The organism is Burkholderia pseudomultivorans, assembly GCF_001718415.1.
Lineage (GTDB): Bacteria > Pseudomonadota > Gammaproteobacteria > Burkholderiales > Burkholderiaceae > Burkholderia > Burkholderia pseudomultivorans_A.
Genome location: NZ_CP013378.1, coordinates 3,094,717 through 3,110,834, shown reverse-complemented (window position 1 = coordinate 3,110,834; position 16,118 = coordinate 3,094,717). Strand labels below are relative to the sequence as shown.

Annotated in this window: 12 protein-coding genes; 4 read left to right on the top strand and 8 right to left on the bottom strand. The window is 67.4% G+C overall.

The genetic code is table 11. The features are described from left to right. Positions 1–42 precede the first annotated feature (42 nt). Entirely contained in the window at positions 43–711 is a 669-nt protein-coding gene (locus WS57_RS26700; RefSeq protein WP_059479359.1) for an RNA polymerase factor sigma-70, read from the bottom strand. A 389-nt stretch (positions 712–1,100) separates the two neighbouring features. Between WS57_RS26700 and WS57_RS26695 the strand changes: the two genes are divergently transcribed. Both WS57_RS26695 and WS57_RS37725 read left to right on the top strand, forming a co-directional pair. Next, positions 1,101–1,328 (top strand): hypothetical protein, encoded by a 228-nt coding sequence (locus WS57_RS26695; protein WP_040127387.1) that lies wholly within the window; start codon positions 1,101–1,103, stop codon positions 1,326–1,328. Between the two features lie 49 nt (positions 1,329–1,377). Further along, complete coding sequence (locus WS57_RS37725; RefSeq protein ID WP_014897078.1) at positions 1,378–1,515, top strand: HHHH-motif protein; 138 nt, start codon at positions 1,378–1,380, stop codon at positions 1,513–1,515. 729 nt (positions 1,516–2,244) lie between these two features. On the opposite strand, the gene WS57_RS26690 is transcribed toward WS57_RS37725, so the two are convergent. The 7 genes from WS57_RS26690 to WS57_RS26660 form a co-directional block, all read right to left on the bottom strand. Continuing rightward, positions 2,245–3,276, bottom strand: coding sequence for a fimbrial protein (locus WS57_RS26690; RefSeq protein ID WP_069245071.1), 1,032 nt, complete (start codon positions 3,274–3,276; stop codon positions 2,245–2,247). After that, entirely contained in the window at positions 3,273–4,019 is a 747-nt protein-coding gene (locus WS57_RS26685) for a molecular chaperone (protein WP_059514592.1), read from the bottom strand. The genes WS57_RS26690 and WS57_RS26685 overlap by 4 nt, the downstream gene beginning before the upstream one ends. Before the next feature lie 17 nt (positions 4,020–4,036). Continuing rightward, positions 4,037–6,490 carry a fimbria/pilus outer membrane usher protein gene (locus WS57_RS26680; protein ID WP_069245070.1) on the bottom strand — a complete coding sequence of 818 codons (2,454 nt, stop codon included), beginning with the start codon at positions 6,488–6,490 and terminating at the stop codon, positions 4,037–4,039. A 123-nt stretch (positions 6,491–6,613) separates the two neighbouring features. After that, positions 6,614–7,126, bottom strand: coding sequence for a fimbrial protein (locus tag WS57_RS26675; RefSeq protein WP_009694785.1), 513 nt, complete (start codon positions 7,124–7,126; stop codon positions 6,614–6,616). 785 nt (positions 7,127–7,911) lie between these two features. Then, entirely contained in the window at positions 7,912–9,375 is a 1,464-nt protein-coding gene (locus WS57_RS26670) for an efflux transporter outer membrane subunit (protein ID WP_069245490.1), read from the bottom strand. 2 nt (positions 9,376–9,377) lie between these two features. Continuing rightward, the gene (locus tag WS57_RS26665) at positions 9,378–12,512 is read right to left on the bottom strand and encodes a multidrug efflux RND transporter permease subunit (RefSeq protein ID WP_069245069.1); all 3,135 of its coding nucleotides are present in this window, start codon (positions 12,510–12,512) and stop codon (positions 9,378–9,380) included. A gap of 15 nt (positions 12,513–12,527) precedes the next feature. Further along, complete coding sequence (locus WS57_RS26660; protein ID WP_069245068.1) at positions 12,528–13,730, bottom strand: MexX/AxyX family multidrug efflux RND transporter periplasmic adaptor subunit; 1,203 nt, start codon at positions 13,728–13,730, stop codon at positions 12,528–12,530. Between the two features lie 147 nt (positions 13,731–13,877). Between WS57_RS26660 and WS57_RS26655 the strand changes: the two genes are divergently transcribed. After that, positions 13,878–14,528: a TetR family transcriptional regulator gene (locus tag WS57_RS26655; protein ID WP_009688732.1), complete on the top strand. Its 651-nt coding sequence runs from the start codon at positions 13,878–13,880 to the stop codon at positions 14,526–14,528. 338 nt (positions 14,529–14,866) lie between these two features. Then, entirely contained in the window at positions 14,867–16,105 is a 1,239-nt protein-coding gene (locus WS57_RS26650; RefSeq protein ID WP_040127381.1) for a M23 family metallopeptidase, read from the top strand. The last annotated feature ends 13 nt before the right edge of the window (positions 16,106–16,118 follow it).

Below are 16,118 nucleotides of genomic sequence, written 5' to 3'. Positions count from 1 at the left end.
GCGACCGCTCCTGCCTGAAAGACGATTGGCCGGCGCGAATTTTTACCGCCGCCGTGCGCGGCCGCCCAGGAACACCGGGCAGGCGACGCCGCGATGGCAGGCGTCGAGACATTCCGCGCAGTGACGCTCCGCGTCGCGCACCATGAAATGCACGAGCGTCTGCGACACGTTCAGCGCGCGCGCCGCGGTCTGCAGCGTCTCCTCGCGCAGCCGCACCATCTCGAACGCCGCGCGGCTGCGCGCCGGCAGGTCGTCGAGCGCGGCCCACACGCGCCGCAGCGTGTCGCGCGTCAGCAGCGCGGCCTCCGGCGTCGGCTCGGGCGACGGCACGTCGAAGCCGTCGTCCTCTTCCGTGTGATAGACGTTTTCGAGATTCTGTCGGCGGCACGCATCGATCGACGCGTTGCGCACCATCCGCGTCACGTACGCGACCGGCTGGCGCACCGCGTCCTGGTCCGGAAACTCGACGAGCTTGATGAAGACGTCGTGCACGACATCCTCGGCCCGGCTCGCACAGCCGACGAAGCCGCGCGCGACATTGACGAGCATCGCGCGATGCGCGATCAGCACGTCGAGCAGCGCGCCCTGTGCGCGCGGCTCGGCGGCCCTGCGCGCCCGCGGCGCGGGGCGTGGCGGCCGCTCCGGATAGCTGCCGGGGAACGGGTTGGCCGTCGTCGCGACCGGTCGTTCGAGCACGTCCGCCATTGCCATCGATCTGCTCCGTCAAATTCCGAGATAGCGAAATTTAACGTAAACGCAAATCATTCTCAATCCGATTACGGGATACCCCTGCCGACAGGCGGGATTTGTCTGAATAATGATCGGGATCGTTGCTGGAACAGACGGACCCGACGCAAGAATTTGGCTCCACGACAGGCTTTCGACATGAAAGCAGCGGTCGGCGCGCGAGCCTTGGGCGAAACGACCGGCCCGTGCGGCAAAGCGCCGGGTCGCCGCGCAAGCGACGCGCGTGCGGCGCGGCGGTGGGCTTTCATCGACCTGACGAAACGGGCTCCCTTGTCATTTGCCGTAGCAACTTATTACCACGTGAAATTTATGGGGCTCGTACGATCGAATTGCCGTTTCCAAGGGAGAACAACATGAAGACCATCGTGTTATCGGCTGTCATGGCGGGTGCATTGTCGAGTGTGATGCTGACGGGCTGCGTCGCCTACCCCGCTCCGGCGGAAGTCACGATCGGCTGGCATGGCGATCGTTACTGGGACGGACATCGCTACTGGGAGCGCCGCGACTGGGAAGCGCAGCATCCCGGCGGACATGACGACCGCCGAGACGATCGTCGCGACGATCAGCGCCCGCAGTGGTAGCGCCCTTCCCCTTCCCGTGTGACTCGATCCTCAACAACAGGACCTCAACATGAAAACGCTACTGAAAACCCTGACCGCCGCTGCCGTCGCCGCCGCCGTGCTGGTGCCGGCCATCGCCGAAGCGCATCCGCACCGCGTTTGCCACTTCGAACACCATCATCACAAGGTGTGCCGCTGGGTGCGATAAGCGTCCCGCAGTACACGCGAAGCGCCGGCATGCCGGCGCTTTTTTTGTTGTGCGCCCAGCATGGGCGCACTCCTGCGGGTGAAAGTCCCGCCATAAGCTGGTCATGGCGAATGAAGTGAAGCGCAACTGCATGAGGGCGACCGAGTGTGGGGAGGAAGCGTGGAGCGTAAATCGCGAGCCGATGGACAAGAACCGTATAGAAGGCGCTGCCGAGCAGGGCGAGCGGGCAACAAACCGCAAAGCTCTCGTGACCAAAGCGAAGCGGCGTAAATACGGCGGTTGTGCGATGAAGGAGTGCGTTCTTACCTGGGGAGATCTCGCCTTGTGCCTGAAAGGGCGACGGTGCAGACCGGAGCGAGAAGTCAGCAGAGGCCGTAGTAGTGAGGTGGTGTGGCCGGGAAGGCTAAAGCTGCCAGCGAAGGGCCGAAGGAATGGGAGGGCAAGCCCTCTGGTTCTCGGAAGTGAATAGCCTCAGATGTTCGCGTAAGTGAAGCTCGCCGAACGGTGGATAGGGTGAAGCCCGACAGGCCCAGGCAGCGAGGAATCAGTTTCGGTGAAGCAGACAACAGCGAACCTGGGTGTCGGGTCGGGAGCAACACAAGCCCGGCAACCTCAACCATTCCAACCGCCCGGTGCGGACCCGCATGCCGGGTGGTGTGGGAGGGGATCGGTCAGGTTAACTGACCGCCCCTATCCCGATTCCACGCGCGGCGCGAAGCCGCATGCGAATCAGTAGATGAACAGCCGGATCGTCGCCGTGCCGTTGAACGGACCGATCTTCGGTGGTCCGAACGACTTCAGCACCGCATCGAGCGTCACGCTCTGATAGTTGACGTTGCCCGGCATCTGCGCGAGCACGAACTGCTCGTTGAACGGAATCGCCTTGCCGCTGCGGTCTTCGATGCCGATCCCGAAATTGCTGTTCGCTTCCGGCACCAGCAGCCCGTTGCGCACCGTCTGCGCGGTTTCGAAGTAGCCGTCCACGCGCACCGCCACGTTGCACTGCTTGGTCAGCGCGACGCTGAACGGCTTGCGCGGCACCGTCGGCGAAAAGCCGTTGCCGGTCGCCTGGATCTGGCCGAACTTCACGACGCCCGGTTCGGGCGTGACCTTCACGTCGACGATGCACGGCGTCGGCTTGAGATTCTGCAGGCCGCTCAGCTTGTAGCGAAAACTCGGGTTGATGTAGTTCAGGCCGCCCTTGCCGTCGAACTGGAACACCGCATAGATGTCCGACGGCGGCCGCACCCAGTTGCCGCGCTTGCGCACCACCACCTGGTAGGTGATGCTCAACGGAAACTTCTCGCAGCGCCCGGCCTTCACGGCGGCATCGCTCAGCGTGCACGGCTCGACGTACGTCTTCGTCTGCACGCCGTCGCCCGGCTGGCTGCTGCGGCCGAAGTAGTCCTGTCCGAGGTAGCGGATGCCGATCTCGAGCCCCCATGCGGCCGGATTCTGCTGCTCGGGGTTCGCATAGAAGTAGATCCATTCGCCGAACGTCTTCATGTCGCCGCCGAGATCCTTGTAGCAGTATCCCGTCGTCGTGCGCGGCGGCGACACCCAGATCACGTAGCCGTCCGGCGCATCGGTCGGATACGACGCGACGTTGCCGATCGACTCGGTCAGCAGCGTGCCGCCGCCGTTCGCGACACAGCGCACGGCCCAAGCCGGCTGCGCCAGCATCAGGCAGAACACGAATGCGCACCACCCGAGCCATGCCGGCAGGCGGATCGCCCCCGGGTTGAAGCGGACGCCGCTCATTTCTTCACGCTCCTGCAGGCGCCCGCATCGCACGCATACTCGACCGCCACCTGGCCGCCGTAATCGTCGATATGCGTGACGAACAGCGTCGACGGCGTCGCGGCCTTGAACGGCACCTCGGCCCTGGCCATCGGGCTCACCATCACCGGCTCCATCGGCACCGGCGTCTTCTGCGCGCCCGCGCTGACGTCGACGACGGTCACGTGATACGGCGTCGGGTTGTCGAACACGAGCCGGTGCGCGGCCGCGTCGACGCGCAGCGTCATCGGCAGCGTCCAGTCCTCGTCGCGCGCCGGCTGCACGGCCTTCGGCCGGTAGAACAGCTTCATCTGCGTATGCAGCGCGATCTGCAGTGCGTTCGGCGTGTCGGTCTTCGGCGGCACTTCGCGGATGTTCAGGTAGAACACCGATTCGCGATCGGCCGGCAGCGCGGTGCCGGGCAGCTTCGCGATCCGCAGCACGTTGCGCTCGTTGGCCTCGACGCGCTGCAGCGGCGGCACCACCATCAGCGGCGACGTGATCTTGTTGCCGTTCGCATCCTCAAGCCACGACTGCACCAGATACGGATAGGTCGTGCTCTTGTTGGTGATGGTGACGATCGCGGCCTGCTCGCCTTCGTTGAAGATCACGCGCGTGCGGTCCGGCACGATCGCCGCTTGCGCGGCGCCGGCCAGCAGTGCGCCGGCGGTGGCGAGCACGCACGATGCGCGCCGCAGGAAAGAAACGGAGTAGGAAGGGTTCATCGCAAGATCTGTGGAAATCATCGTTCGTCCCGTGCGGCCGCTGCATGCGGCTCGCCGGGCGTCTGGCACGTCACCGGGATCGGCGTGCCTTCGAGCTGGAGCTGGTTCGGCAGCGTGCCGATCGTGCAGAGCGTGCGCTCGCCCGCGCGCACCGCGAGCGACGACTTCGGCTGCACCTGCGTGAGGTAGGCGGCGCCGCCCTCGCCGACGATGCCGAGCTCCTTGCCGTTCGCCGCGTCCTGCACCGATGCGCCGAACGGCAGCGGCTTGCCGGCCGGGTCGGTCAGCGTCAGGTACAGGTTGCTGCCGCGCGCGGCGGAGAACTTGACGAAGCCGATCGCGCCGTCGGTCAGCACCATGCGCTGGATCGGGTTCGTCACCTGCACTTCGAGCGGCAGTTTCTCGACGTTGACGGCCGCGTCGTACACGTTGTACGGCGAGATGCCGTCGAGGACCGCATAGCCGCGAGAGTCGGTATGCGCGAGCGTGCCGGACAGCGGCACGTCGGGCACGCCGTCGGTCGACACCAGCAGGCGCGTATCGCCCGCGTTGCCGTTCGCATGCGCGGCGACGCCGTACTGCGTCGCGACGAACGAGCCGTCGACTTCGAGCGACGCGGCCGCATACGCGTTCGCGACCGTCGACGCCTGCGCGGTGAGCTGGTACGCGGAGGTGCGCTGGCGGAAGCTCGCGTTCGCCGACGCGCGCCCGTCGGTCGCACCCGCGTTGACCTGGTAGCTGCGGCCGTCCGCGGCGTCGTACAGGTAGCCCGCGTTGACGCTGGTGCTGCCGTTGCCCGTCGTCAGGTTCGACGAGACGATGTGGCGGCCGCCGATCGGCAGCGTCGCGGTAACGGAAAACTGGTTGCCGCTCGCGCCCGCGCTCTGCGTGCGAAACGCCGACACGCTGACGTTCAGGTTGCGCAGCGCGCCGATCGAGAACGCGCGCGTCAGCGTCAGGCCCACGCGCTGCTCGGAGGTGCGCGACCAGTAGGTCGTCTGGTCGTACGAGAAATAGGTCGAGGTGTCGCCGAAGCGCTTGGACAGCGTCGCCGAATAGCGCTGCTTGCTGTTCGCGAGGCCATACGCGGTCGGGTCGCCCGAGAACTGCGCGAAGTTCGTGTATTCGCGCTCGGAGAAGCGATAGCCGAAGAAGCGCACGTCGGCGTCGAGCCCGTCGAAGTGCTTCGAATAGTTGATGCGGTACGAGTTGCCGTTGCGCGTCGCGCCGCTCCACCACAGGCGGGCACGCGCATGCGTGACGTCGGCCGACAGCGCGCCGAACGTGCCGAAGTCGCGGCCGACGCCGAGCGCGATCGACGTATAGCCCGACGCGGCAATGAAGCCGCCGTACACGGTGACGTCGAACGGCAGCCCGTAGGCGGCCTCGCCGAAGCCGAAGAACGGCGTGATGCCCGCGCCGCCGAACAGGCGCGGCTTGCCGATCGCGGCCTTGTAGCGGAGCTGCCCGGTGCGCGCGAGGAACGGCACGGCCGCGGTCGTCACCTGGAAGCGCTGTACGCTGCCGTCCTCTTCCTCGACCGCGACGTCGAGCGTGCCCTGCACGCTCGTGTTGATGTTCTGCAGCGCGAACGCGCCCGGCGAGACGCGCGTCACGTACAGCACGCGGCCCGCCTGCGACACGGTCACGGTCGCGTTGGTGCGCGCGACGCCCGAGATCAGCGGCGCATAGCCGCGCAGCGAAGGCGGCAGCATGCGGTCGTCGCTGCGCAGCGACACGCCCGTCAGCGCGAACGTGTCGAAGATGTCGGAGCTGAGATAGTCGTCGCCAAACGTCACCGTCGACTGGATCGACGGCAGCGCGCGGAACGCGTAAAGCCGGCTGAAGCGGAACGTGCGGTCCGCGTACACCGTGTTGCCCACGTTCGACTGCGCCTGGTAGTCGCCGCGAAACCGCCATGCGTCCCAGTTCGCGCCGACCGTCCCGTAGGCCTGGACCGAATTCGTCTGCCCGCCGGCCGCGCCGAAGTTGCGGTTGGTGTTCGCGATCACGCGATAGTCGAGCATCGCGCCCGGGATCCCTTCGGACCAGCGATCCGGCGGCAGGTAGGTCGAGTCGGTGAACTCGAGCGCGGCCTGCGGAATCGTGATCTTGAGTCGCCCGTCGCCTTTCAGGTAGCGCACGGTCGCGCCCTCGATCGCGCCGAGATCGACGCAGCGTCCGCCCTGCAAGCGCGGCAGGTCCTTCAGCAGCGACGGCTTCAGGCCGAACTGCGCGACCAGTTCCGGTCGCAGGCACGGCTTGCCGGCGCCCGATGCGTCGAGTGCGACGAACTCGATCGACTGCAGCCCGTAGAACAGGTCGTTGACCTGCACGTCGAGCATGTACTCGCCCGGCAGCGTGAAATCGGCCTGCGAGAACTGCGACAGGTCGACGTTGCTCGCCCCGTCGATGCTCAGAAACGACGAATTGAATTCCGTCGCATGGCTCTGGCTGCCGACGACCAGCACGGAGACGCAAAGGAAGGAATGTCTGATTCGCACGCGGTGCTACCGAAAGTCCGGGGAGAAGGAAAACAGGAGGGAAAGAAAGCGGGAGGGAGGGTGCGCGCACCCCTCCTCCCGTCGAGACGCTTACTGGTAGCGAACCGTGAAGTTCGCGACGCCGTCGGCCGTACCCGGCGTCACGCTGGCTGCGGTCGCTTCGTACATCGCGGCGAAGCGGGCGACGTTCGTGCCGTTCTGCAGCACGGTCGGCGCCTTCTGCTCGACGCCGTTGTCGAGGTATTCGCCCGATGCGGCCTGCAGTCGGATGCCGACGTTGGTGGCCGAGCCGATCGTGGCCAGCAGCTTCGGCTCACCTGCGCTCGACGTGCCCGTGAACGTGAAGTACGCGTTCTGCGCGATGCTGGTGTCGCAGTCGGTCAGCTTGATGTCGAATTTGGTCGGCGTCGACTTGTCGCCGGCCTGCTTGAACACGTGGGTCGGCACCTTGCCGAGGTTCACGGTCTGGTTGTCCGAGCCCGAGTCGATGCCGCATGCGCCTGCAACGATCTCGCCCGTGAAGTTGATCGTGCCGGTGCCTTCCGCGAAGGCCGAGGTGGACAGGGCGGCGAGTGCGACGGCGGTCAGGAGGGTTTTTTTCATGGCGTTTCCGTAAGGATTGCAGATTGGATGGACGACGTGACGGACATAAACGGCAGCGTGTGGTTGGCTCCCGTCCGACACGAGGCCGCATTATCGAGATAAGGTTGAAAGAATTCTGTAAATCATTGTTAAATTGCAAATGACAATGTCGGTTTGCCGATCTTTCAAACCGACCATTTCTCGACGGTTTGCAATGGCTTTATTTTGATCCGCAGTCCTTTTTTAATTTACGGAACCGATTGAAGATCAAGAAGATTTCTGAACGACGCTCCGAGTAAGGTCGCGAAGCCTTGCCAGTATTGACTGACGAGGAATCCGGCCGCGACACGACAAAATACTGTCAAACTCCGCCAATGTTGTCCTGCCGCAACCAAACCGCCCGGCGATATTCAACTGATAAGAAATGAACCGGTATTTTTCTTTTAAGCCGGCGTAATGCGCAAACGATTGCGACACCTATACAAACGTTTTACTGCGACACTTTGCCGCCCTTATTCGGTTCAATACATGGATTAATCGATTCGTCAAATGGCGCGTTAAAAACCGCGCATGATGAAATCGACTGGGGAAAGGAAAGCGGGCGCAACGCGGTGCGTGCCGGACGGCGACGCAGCCGGTCGCCTGGATGAGAGGTGGATGGAGAGCGGCGCTGCCGCGCCGCCCCGGTCCGTCAGATGGAGAATGTGCGCCGACGCTGTCGCCGGCGCGATCGCACGGTCATGCCGGCGCTCGAAGCAGCGACGGCGCATCGCCCCGCCCCATCGCCGCTTCGACGCGCGACAGCATCACGCGTCGGCCGCGCCCTGCGCCGCTGCAGGCGTCCAGCCGCCGCCGAGCGCGCGGTACAGCGCGATCGCGTTCGCGAGCCTGAGCTGCTTGAGCCGGATCAGTTCCTGGCCCGATTCGTACGTGCTGCGCTGCGCATCGAGCAGTTCGAGATAGGTCGCGACGCCGCCCGCGTAGCGACGCTCGGCCAGCTTCAGCCGCGCGCCGTCGGCCGCGTAAACGTCCTGCTGCGCGACGAGCTGCCGATCGATCCAGTCGCGTGCGGCGAACGCGTCGGCCACTTCCCGGAACGCGGTCTGCACGGTCTTCTCGTATTCGGCGACCGCGATATGCGTGCGTGCGGTCGCGACGTCGAGGTTCGCGCGATTGCGACCGCCCGCGAACAGCGGCAGCGTGATGCGCGGTGCAAACGTCCATACGCTCGTGCCGCCCGCGAACAGGCCCGAGAACGCATCGCTGACCGAACCGACGTCGGTCGTCAGCGCGATGCGCGGGAAGAATGCCGCGCGCGCGGCGCCGATCTGCGCATTCGCGGCCTTGAGCCGTGCCTCGGCCTGCCGGATGTCGGGCCGCCGCTCGAGCAGTTCGCTCGGTGCACCGGGCGCCACGGGCGCGATCGCGAGCGCGTCGAGCGTCGTCGCGTCGCCGGGCACGTTGCGCGCGAAATCGCCCGCGAGCAGTTGCAGCGCCCGCACCGCCTGCGCATGCTCGCGCTGCAAGGCGGCCTGCGATGCGCGCGCGGATGCGACCAGCATCTCGGCCGAACGCAGCTCGATCGCGTCGCTCGTGCCGGCCGCATAGCGGCGCTGCGTGAGCGCCGCGATCCGTTCGCGCGCGTCGAGCGTGCGCTGCGCGAGCGCGAGCTGTTCGTGAAGCGCGCGTTCCGACACATACGCGCCCGCGACTTCGGCGATCACGCCGATCCGCACCGTGCGCTGCGCTTCGGCCGTCGCGAAATACTCGGCCAGCGCCGCGTCGGACAGGCTCCGCACGCGGCCGAACAGGTCGAGCTCGTACGCACTGATGCCGACCCCCGCGCGATAGAGCCCGCTGACCGCGCTTTCGCGCACGACCGGGTCGTACTGCCGCGTGCGCTCGTAGCCGAGATTCGCGTCGACCGACGGCATCCGCTCGGCGCGCTGCACGCCGTACAGCGCGCGCGCCTCGTCGAGGCGGCCCGCCGCGATCCGCAGGTCGCGGTTGTTCGCAAGCGCCGCGTCGATCCACGCGCGCAGCGCCGGATCGGTGAAGTACGCGCGCCAGTCGTCGAGCAGCGCGGCATCGGCGGACGGGCCGGACGGCCCGGATGCGACGGCCGCGCCGCCGTCGACGGGCGCATACGCGGACGGCACCGGCGCGACCGGGCGCTCGTAGCGCGGCGCGAGCGAGCAGCCCGCGAGCACGAGCACGGCCGCCAGCGCGACCGGGGTGCGCTGCGCCGCGCGTGCATTCAGGCGAAACATCATCACGATCCCTCCATCGTCGTCGGTTGCGCAGCGCCGCGCCGGCGCGGGCCGACGTCGAACAGGCGGCCGACGATCACGAAAAACAGCGGAACCAGGAACACCGCGAATACGGTCGCGGTGATCACGCCGCCGAGCACGCCGGTGCCGATCGCCCGCTGCGCGCCGGACGCCGCGCCCGACGCGAACGCGAGCGGCAGCACGCCGACGCCGAACGCGAGCGACGTCATCACGATCGGCCGCAGCCGCAGGCGCGCGGCCTCGAGCGCGGCGTCGACGAGCGACAGTCGCTGCGCGACCAAGTCCTTCGCGACTTCGACGATCAGGATCGCGTTCTTCGCGGACAGCCCGATCGTCGCGATCAGCCCCACCTTGAAATAGATATCGTTCGGCATCCCGCGCAACGTGACGCCGAGCACCGCGCCGATCACGCCGAGCGGCACGACCAGCATCACCGCGAACGGAATCGACCAGCTCTCGTAGAGCGCCGCGAGCGCGAGAAACACGACCAGCACCGACAGCGCGAACAGCATCGGCGCCTGCGAGCCCGACAGCCGCTCCTCGAACGACTGCCCCGACCACGCATGGCCGATGCCGGCCGGCAGCTGCGCGGCGATGCGCTCGATCGCGGCCATCGCCTCGCCGCTGCTGTGGCCGGGCGCGGCCGAGCCGTTGATCGTGAACGACGGATAGCCGTTGTAGCGCGTGAGCTGCGGCGGCCCGAGCGTCCAGTGCAGCGTCGCGAACGCCGCGAGCGGCACCATCTCGCCGCGCGCGTTGCGCACGCGCAGCTTCTTCACGTCGTCGGGATCGAGCCGGTGCAGCCCGTCGGCCTGCACGACCACGCGCCGCACCTGCGTGCCGTGCATGAAGTCGCCGATATAGTCGGAACCGAACATCACCGCGAGCGTCGTGTTGATCTCGTCCATCGACACGCCGAGCGCGGACGCCTTCGCGCGATCGATGTCGAGCTTCAGCTGCGGCGCGTCCTGCGTGCCCGCGAACATCAGGTCGGTGAGCGCGGGATCCTTGCCGCCCGCCGCGAGCAGCTGCTCGCGCGCGGCGGCGAACGCCGCATGCTCGAGGCCGCCGCGGTTCTGCAGCCGGAAGTCGAACCCGCTCGTCGAGCCGAGATCGGGCAGCGCCGGCGAGTTCATCGCGAACACCGTCGTGTTCGGCGTGCCCGCGAAGCGCGCATTCACGCGCTCGACGATCGCCTGCACGTGATCGCGCACGGCCTTGCGCTCCTTCCAGTTCTTCAGCGTGACGAAGATCATCCCGCCGTTCGGCCCCTCGCCGTACAGGTTGAAGCCGCCGAGCGCATACGTATAGGCGGCCGGCTCGTCGCGGCGGATCGCCGACTCGACCGCGCGCACGCTCTGCATCGTTTCCGCGAGCGGCGTGCCCTGCGGGCGGATCACCATCACCATGAAGTTGCCCTGGTCCTCGTCGGGCAGGAACGCGCTCGGCAGTTGCGTGAGCATCAGCGCGGCGGCGGCGCTCAGTGCGCCGTACACGACGAGCCAGCGCAGCGGCTTCTTCAGCATCGCGCCGACGCGCGTCGCGTAGCGCTGTGTCGAACGCGCGACGAAGCGGTTGAACCAGCCGAAGAAGCCGCGCTTCTCGTGGTGCGCGTCCGACACCGGCTTGAGCAGCGTCGCGCACAGCGCGGGCGTCAGCGACAGCGCGAGGAACGCGGAGAAGCCGATCGACACCGCGAGCGACAGCGCGAACTGCCGGTAGATGTTGCCGACCGCGCCGCCGAAGAACGCCATCGGCACGAACACCGAGGTCAGCACGACGGTGATCCCGACGATCGCGCCGCTGATCTGCCGCATCGCCTTGACGGTCGCGTCGTACGGCCCGAGCCCTTCCTCGACCATCAGCCGCTCGACGTTCTCGACGACGACGATCGCATCGTCGACGAGGATGCCGATCGCGAGCACCATGCCGAACATCGTCAGCACGTTGATCGAGAAGCCGGCCGCATACATCACGCCGAACGTGCCCGCGAGCGCGACCGGCACGACCAGCGTGGGGATCAGCGTCGCGCGCAGGTTCTGCATGAACAGGAACATCACGAGGAACACCAGCACGCCGGCCTCGACCAGCGTCGTGACGACCTTGTTCATCGACACGCGCACGAACGACGACGTCTCGTACGGAATCTGGTATTTGACGCCCGGCGGGAAATACGCGGACAACTCGTCCATCGTCTCGCGCACGCGCTTCTCGGTGGCCACCGCGTTCGAGCCCGGCGCGAGCTTGATGCCCATGCCGGTCGCGACCTTGCCGTTCACGTAGGACGGATAGTTGTAGTCGTTGCCGCCGAACTCGATGCGCGCGACGTCGCGCAGCAGCAGCGCGGAGCCGTCGGCCTGCGTGCGCAGCGCGATCGCGCCGAAATCGGCCGGCGTCTTCAGCGGCGCGTCGGCGAACACGGTCGCCGCGATCGGCGCGCTGTCCGGCACCGCGCTGCGGCCGATGTCGCCGACCGTCACGCGCGCGTTGTGCGCGCGCACGGCCGACGCGATGTCCGACGCGGTCAGTCCGTGACCGGCCAGCTTCACCGGGTCCGGCCAGATCCGCATCGCATATTCGGCGCCCCAGAACTGCACCTTGCCGACGCCGTCCACGCGCCGCAGCGCCTGCACGACGTTCGCCGATGCGTATTCGCCGAGCTGCACGTCGGTCATCCGGCCGTCCTCGGAGGTCAGCGACACGACGAGCTGGATGTTGTCGGCCGCCTTCTCGACCTGGATGCCGTCGCGCCGCACGGGCTCGGGCAACCGCGCCTCGACCGTCTTCAGGCGGTTCTGCACCTCGACGGCCGCCAGGTCGGCGTTGACGCCCTGCCGGAAGGTCAGGTACAGCGAGGCCATCCCGGCGCTGCTCGTCGCGGACGTATACAGCAGCCCCGGCGCGCCGTTCATCTCGCGCTCGATCAGCGCCGTCACCGATTCCTCGACGACCTGCGCGGACGCGCCCGGATAGGTCGCATAGATGCTGACGACGGGCGGCGCGATGTCCGGATACTGCGCGACGGGCAGCGCGCGAATCGCGAAGGCGCCGCCCAGCATGATGAAGAGTGCGATCACCCACGCGAATACGGGGCGATCGATGAAGAAACGTGCCATGTTGGTATGAACCGGTCAGGTTTGACGGGCGGCCGGATTCGACGCGGCCGCGGGCGGCGCCGCCTTCGCCGGCAGCGCCTGCTCGACGGGCTTCACCGCGGTATCGGGCGCGAACTGCGCGGGGTCGTCGACGATCACGCGTTCGCCGCCCGACAGGCCGCGCGTGATGCGCCAGTCGCGGCCGCTCATCCGGTCCGCGACGACTTCGACGTCCTTGACCTTGTCGTTCGCGCCGACCACCCGCACCGACGTGCGGTCCGTCGTGCGCAGCAGCGCGTCGCGCGGCACCAGGATCGCCTGCCGGTCGATCGCCGTGTCGAGCGCGATGCGTACGTACGCGCCCGGCAGCAGTTCGCGATCGGGGTTCGGAAACAGCGCGCGCATCGCGACGGTGTCGGTGGTCGGATCGACCGCGAGGTCGCTGAACAGCAGCCTGCCCTTCAGCGGATAGGCGGTGCCGTCCGCGCGCAGCAGCGTCACCGCGACGTCCTGCTGCGCGATGCCGGTCGCGCGGCCGCTCTTCACCGCGCGGCGCAGCGCGTCGACGTCGGCGGCCGGCTGCGAGAAGTTCACGTAGATCGGGTCGAGCTGCTCGACCGTCGTCAGCGGCGTCGCCTGGTCCTGGCCGACCAGCGCGCCTTCGGTGACGAGCGCGCGCCGCGCGCGGCCCGAGATCGGCGCGGTGACGGTCGCGTAGTCGAGCTGCAGTTGCGCGCGCGCAAGCTCGGCCTTCGCGGAGGCGACCTCGGCTTTCGCCTGCGCGTCGTCCGCGACGGCTTCGGTATGATCGCGTTCGCTGACCGCGCGATCGCGCACGAGATCCGCATAGCGCCGGCGCTTGTCGCTCGCCGCGAGCGCCGCGGCCTGCGCTTTCGCGAGCGCGCCCTGCGCGGCGTCGCGCGCGGCCTTCAGCGGCGCCGGATCGATGCGGAACAGCACCGCGCCCTGCTTCACTTCCTGGCCTTCCTCGTAGGTGCGCGCGGTGACGATGCCCGCGACGCGCGCGCGCACCTCGGCCTGCCGGTATGCGTCGAGCCGGCCCGGCAGCTCGACGCTCATCGCGACGGCGCTCGGGCGCACCGTCACGACCGTCGCCTTGCGCGCGGCCTCCGGCGCCGCGTCCTTCTCGCCCTTTCCGCATCCGGCCACGGCGAGCACGGCCGCCAGCGCGAATGGCGCCAGCCGGAGGCGGCGCGACAGGGAGCGATTGTTATTCATGGTGACCTCGGATCGTTCGCCGCCGATAAAATGCGGCTCAGGGTGGCCGATTATAATCAGTCACGACTGATTAAATAAATCGCCGTCTCCATCCCGCTGTCATACTGTCTCAATAAAACGACAGCGAAACGTAAGGAATTTCAGAACATGGCTCGCAAGACCCGGGAAGAATCGCTCGCCATCAAGCACCGGATCCTCGACGCCGCCGAACTCGTGCTGCTCGAGAAAGGCGTCGCACAAACCGCGATGGCGGACCTCGCCGAGGCCGCAGGCATGTCGCGCGGCGCCGTGTACGGCCACTACCGCAACAAGATGGAAGTGTGTCTGGCGATGTGCGACCGTGCGTTCGCGCGCACCTCGGAGGGCTTCGACGCGAGCGACGGCCTGCCCGCGCTCGACACGCTGCGGCACGCCGCGTCGCATTATCTGCAGCAGTGCGGCGAGCCGGGCTCGATGCAGCGCGTGCTGGTGATCCTCTATACGAAGTGCGAGCAGAGCGAGGAAAACGGCGCGCTGCAGCGGCGCCGCATGCTGCTCGAGCTGCAGATGCTGCGTATTACCAAGGCGCTGCTGCGCCGCGCGATCGCGGCCGGCGAGCTCGCGGCCGATCTCGACGTGCATCTGGCCGCCGTCTATCTCGTGTCGTTGCTCGAAGGCGTGTTCGCGTCGATGATCTGGACCAACCGGCTGCGCGGCAATCTGTGGAACGACGCCGAAGCGATGCTCGACGCCGGCTTCGATGCGGTGCGCACGTCCGCCGCGCTGCGCGTCGGCCGATCGCAAAAATTGCCGGATTGACGAAAAGCCTCGCAATAAATGCTGATTTAACCCGATTTACCGCACTGCGAAACGAACAAGCTGACCCCTTTTAAAATTTTTAACGTTCGACGGAACATCGGTAGACTGACGCTGTCATCTTTCTTTAGCGTCTTCGTGATAACCGGGTTCGACCCGCCATGCACGCTGCCGTTCGAAGCGGGTCCGCCCGCGCGTTGGGTCGAACGGAAACGACACAGGCCCCTTGCGGGGCCTGTTTTGTTGCACGCCCGCCGCCCGCCCCGTCGCCGTCCGACGAATGTGCCGCCGGTGGTCCCCGCCCACACCCCCGATGAACCGCTTTCCTGGATGTGGACACCTTGGTCAAGTCTGCTGCAATCCCTGATGCTTCCGCGCGCGGCCGCGCGCAGCGCTTCGTGCGCGCGCTCGTGCCGGCCGCCGTGCTCGGCGCGCTGGCCGCACTCGGTCTGGCCGCCGCGCTGCCGGCCGTGTCGCAACTGCCCGGCGCCGTCGATGCCGGCACAGCCGTGCTGCCGCAGCGCGTGCTGTCCGACACGCCCTTTCCCACCGCGCAGCATTTCGTGACGAGCGAGCTTGCCCGCACGATCGGCGCGCGCAGCCCGCAGCCGGGCCTGTTCGCGCCGCTCAGCGCGCACCGCAACGACATGCTCGGCTACGCAAGCCTGTTTACGCTGGCGCCGCCCGAAGCCGAGCACGGCATGCGCGCGGGCAATATCGAACTCACGCTGTCCGATACGCTGAACCGCCTCGACGTGCCGCCCGAAGTGCGCATCCAGCTCGGCGATCTCGTCAGCGGCAAGGTCGAGATGCGCGCGAGCGCGAAGCGCGGCGACTATTACCGCCTCGCGTTCGACGAGAACGACGGCGTGCCGCGCCTGACCGCGCTCGAGCTGCGCGTGGCAGGCCGCACGTTCGGCGCGATCTGGTTCCGCGCGCCGGGTGCCGAGCATGGCGCGTACTACACGCTCGACGGCGCGCCGCTCGAAGCGGCCGCGTTCACGATGCCCGTCAAGTGGACGCGCATCAGCTCGTTCTTCGGCGAGCGCATCCATCCGCTGTCGCAGGCGATGGCGTTCCATACCGGCGTCGATCTCGCCGCGCCGACCGGCACGCCCGTCGACGCGGCCGCCGACGGCGTCGTGTCGTTCGTCGGCACCGATCCGGGCGGTTACGGCCATTACGTGATCGTCGATCACGCCGACGGCTACTCGACCTATTACGCGCACCTGTCCGCGTTCGCGCGCGGGCTCAGGACCGGCGAACCCGTGAAGCAGGGGCAGCGTCTCGGCTCGGTCGGCATGACCGGCGCGGCGACCGGGCCGCACCTGCACTTCGAGGTGCGCATCGCGAACCAGCCGGTCGATCCGCTCGTCACGCTCGCGAACGCGCAGACCGCGCTGTCGGACATGCAGCTCACCGCGTTCCGCCAGCAAGCCGCGGAATGGCGCTTCCGCCTCGCGTCGATCGATACCGCGCCGTTCGCGTTCGTGCAGAACGACGGGCCGCTGTGGGGCGATTTCGCGACCGACAAGTCGACGCTGCGCGCCGTATTCAACACGCACTACGCGGCGTCCTGACCGCGACGGCAGC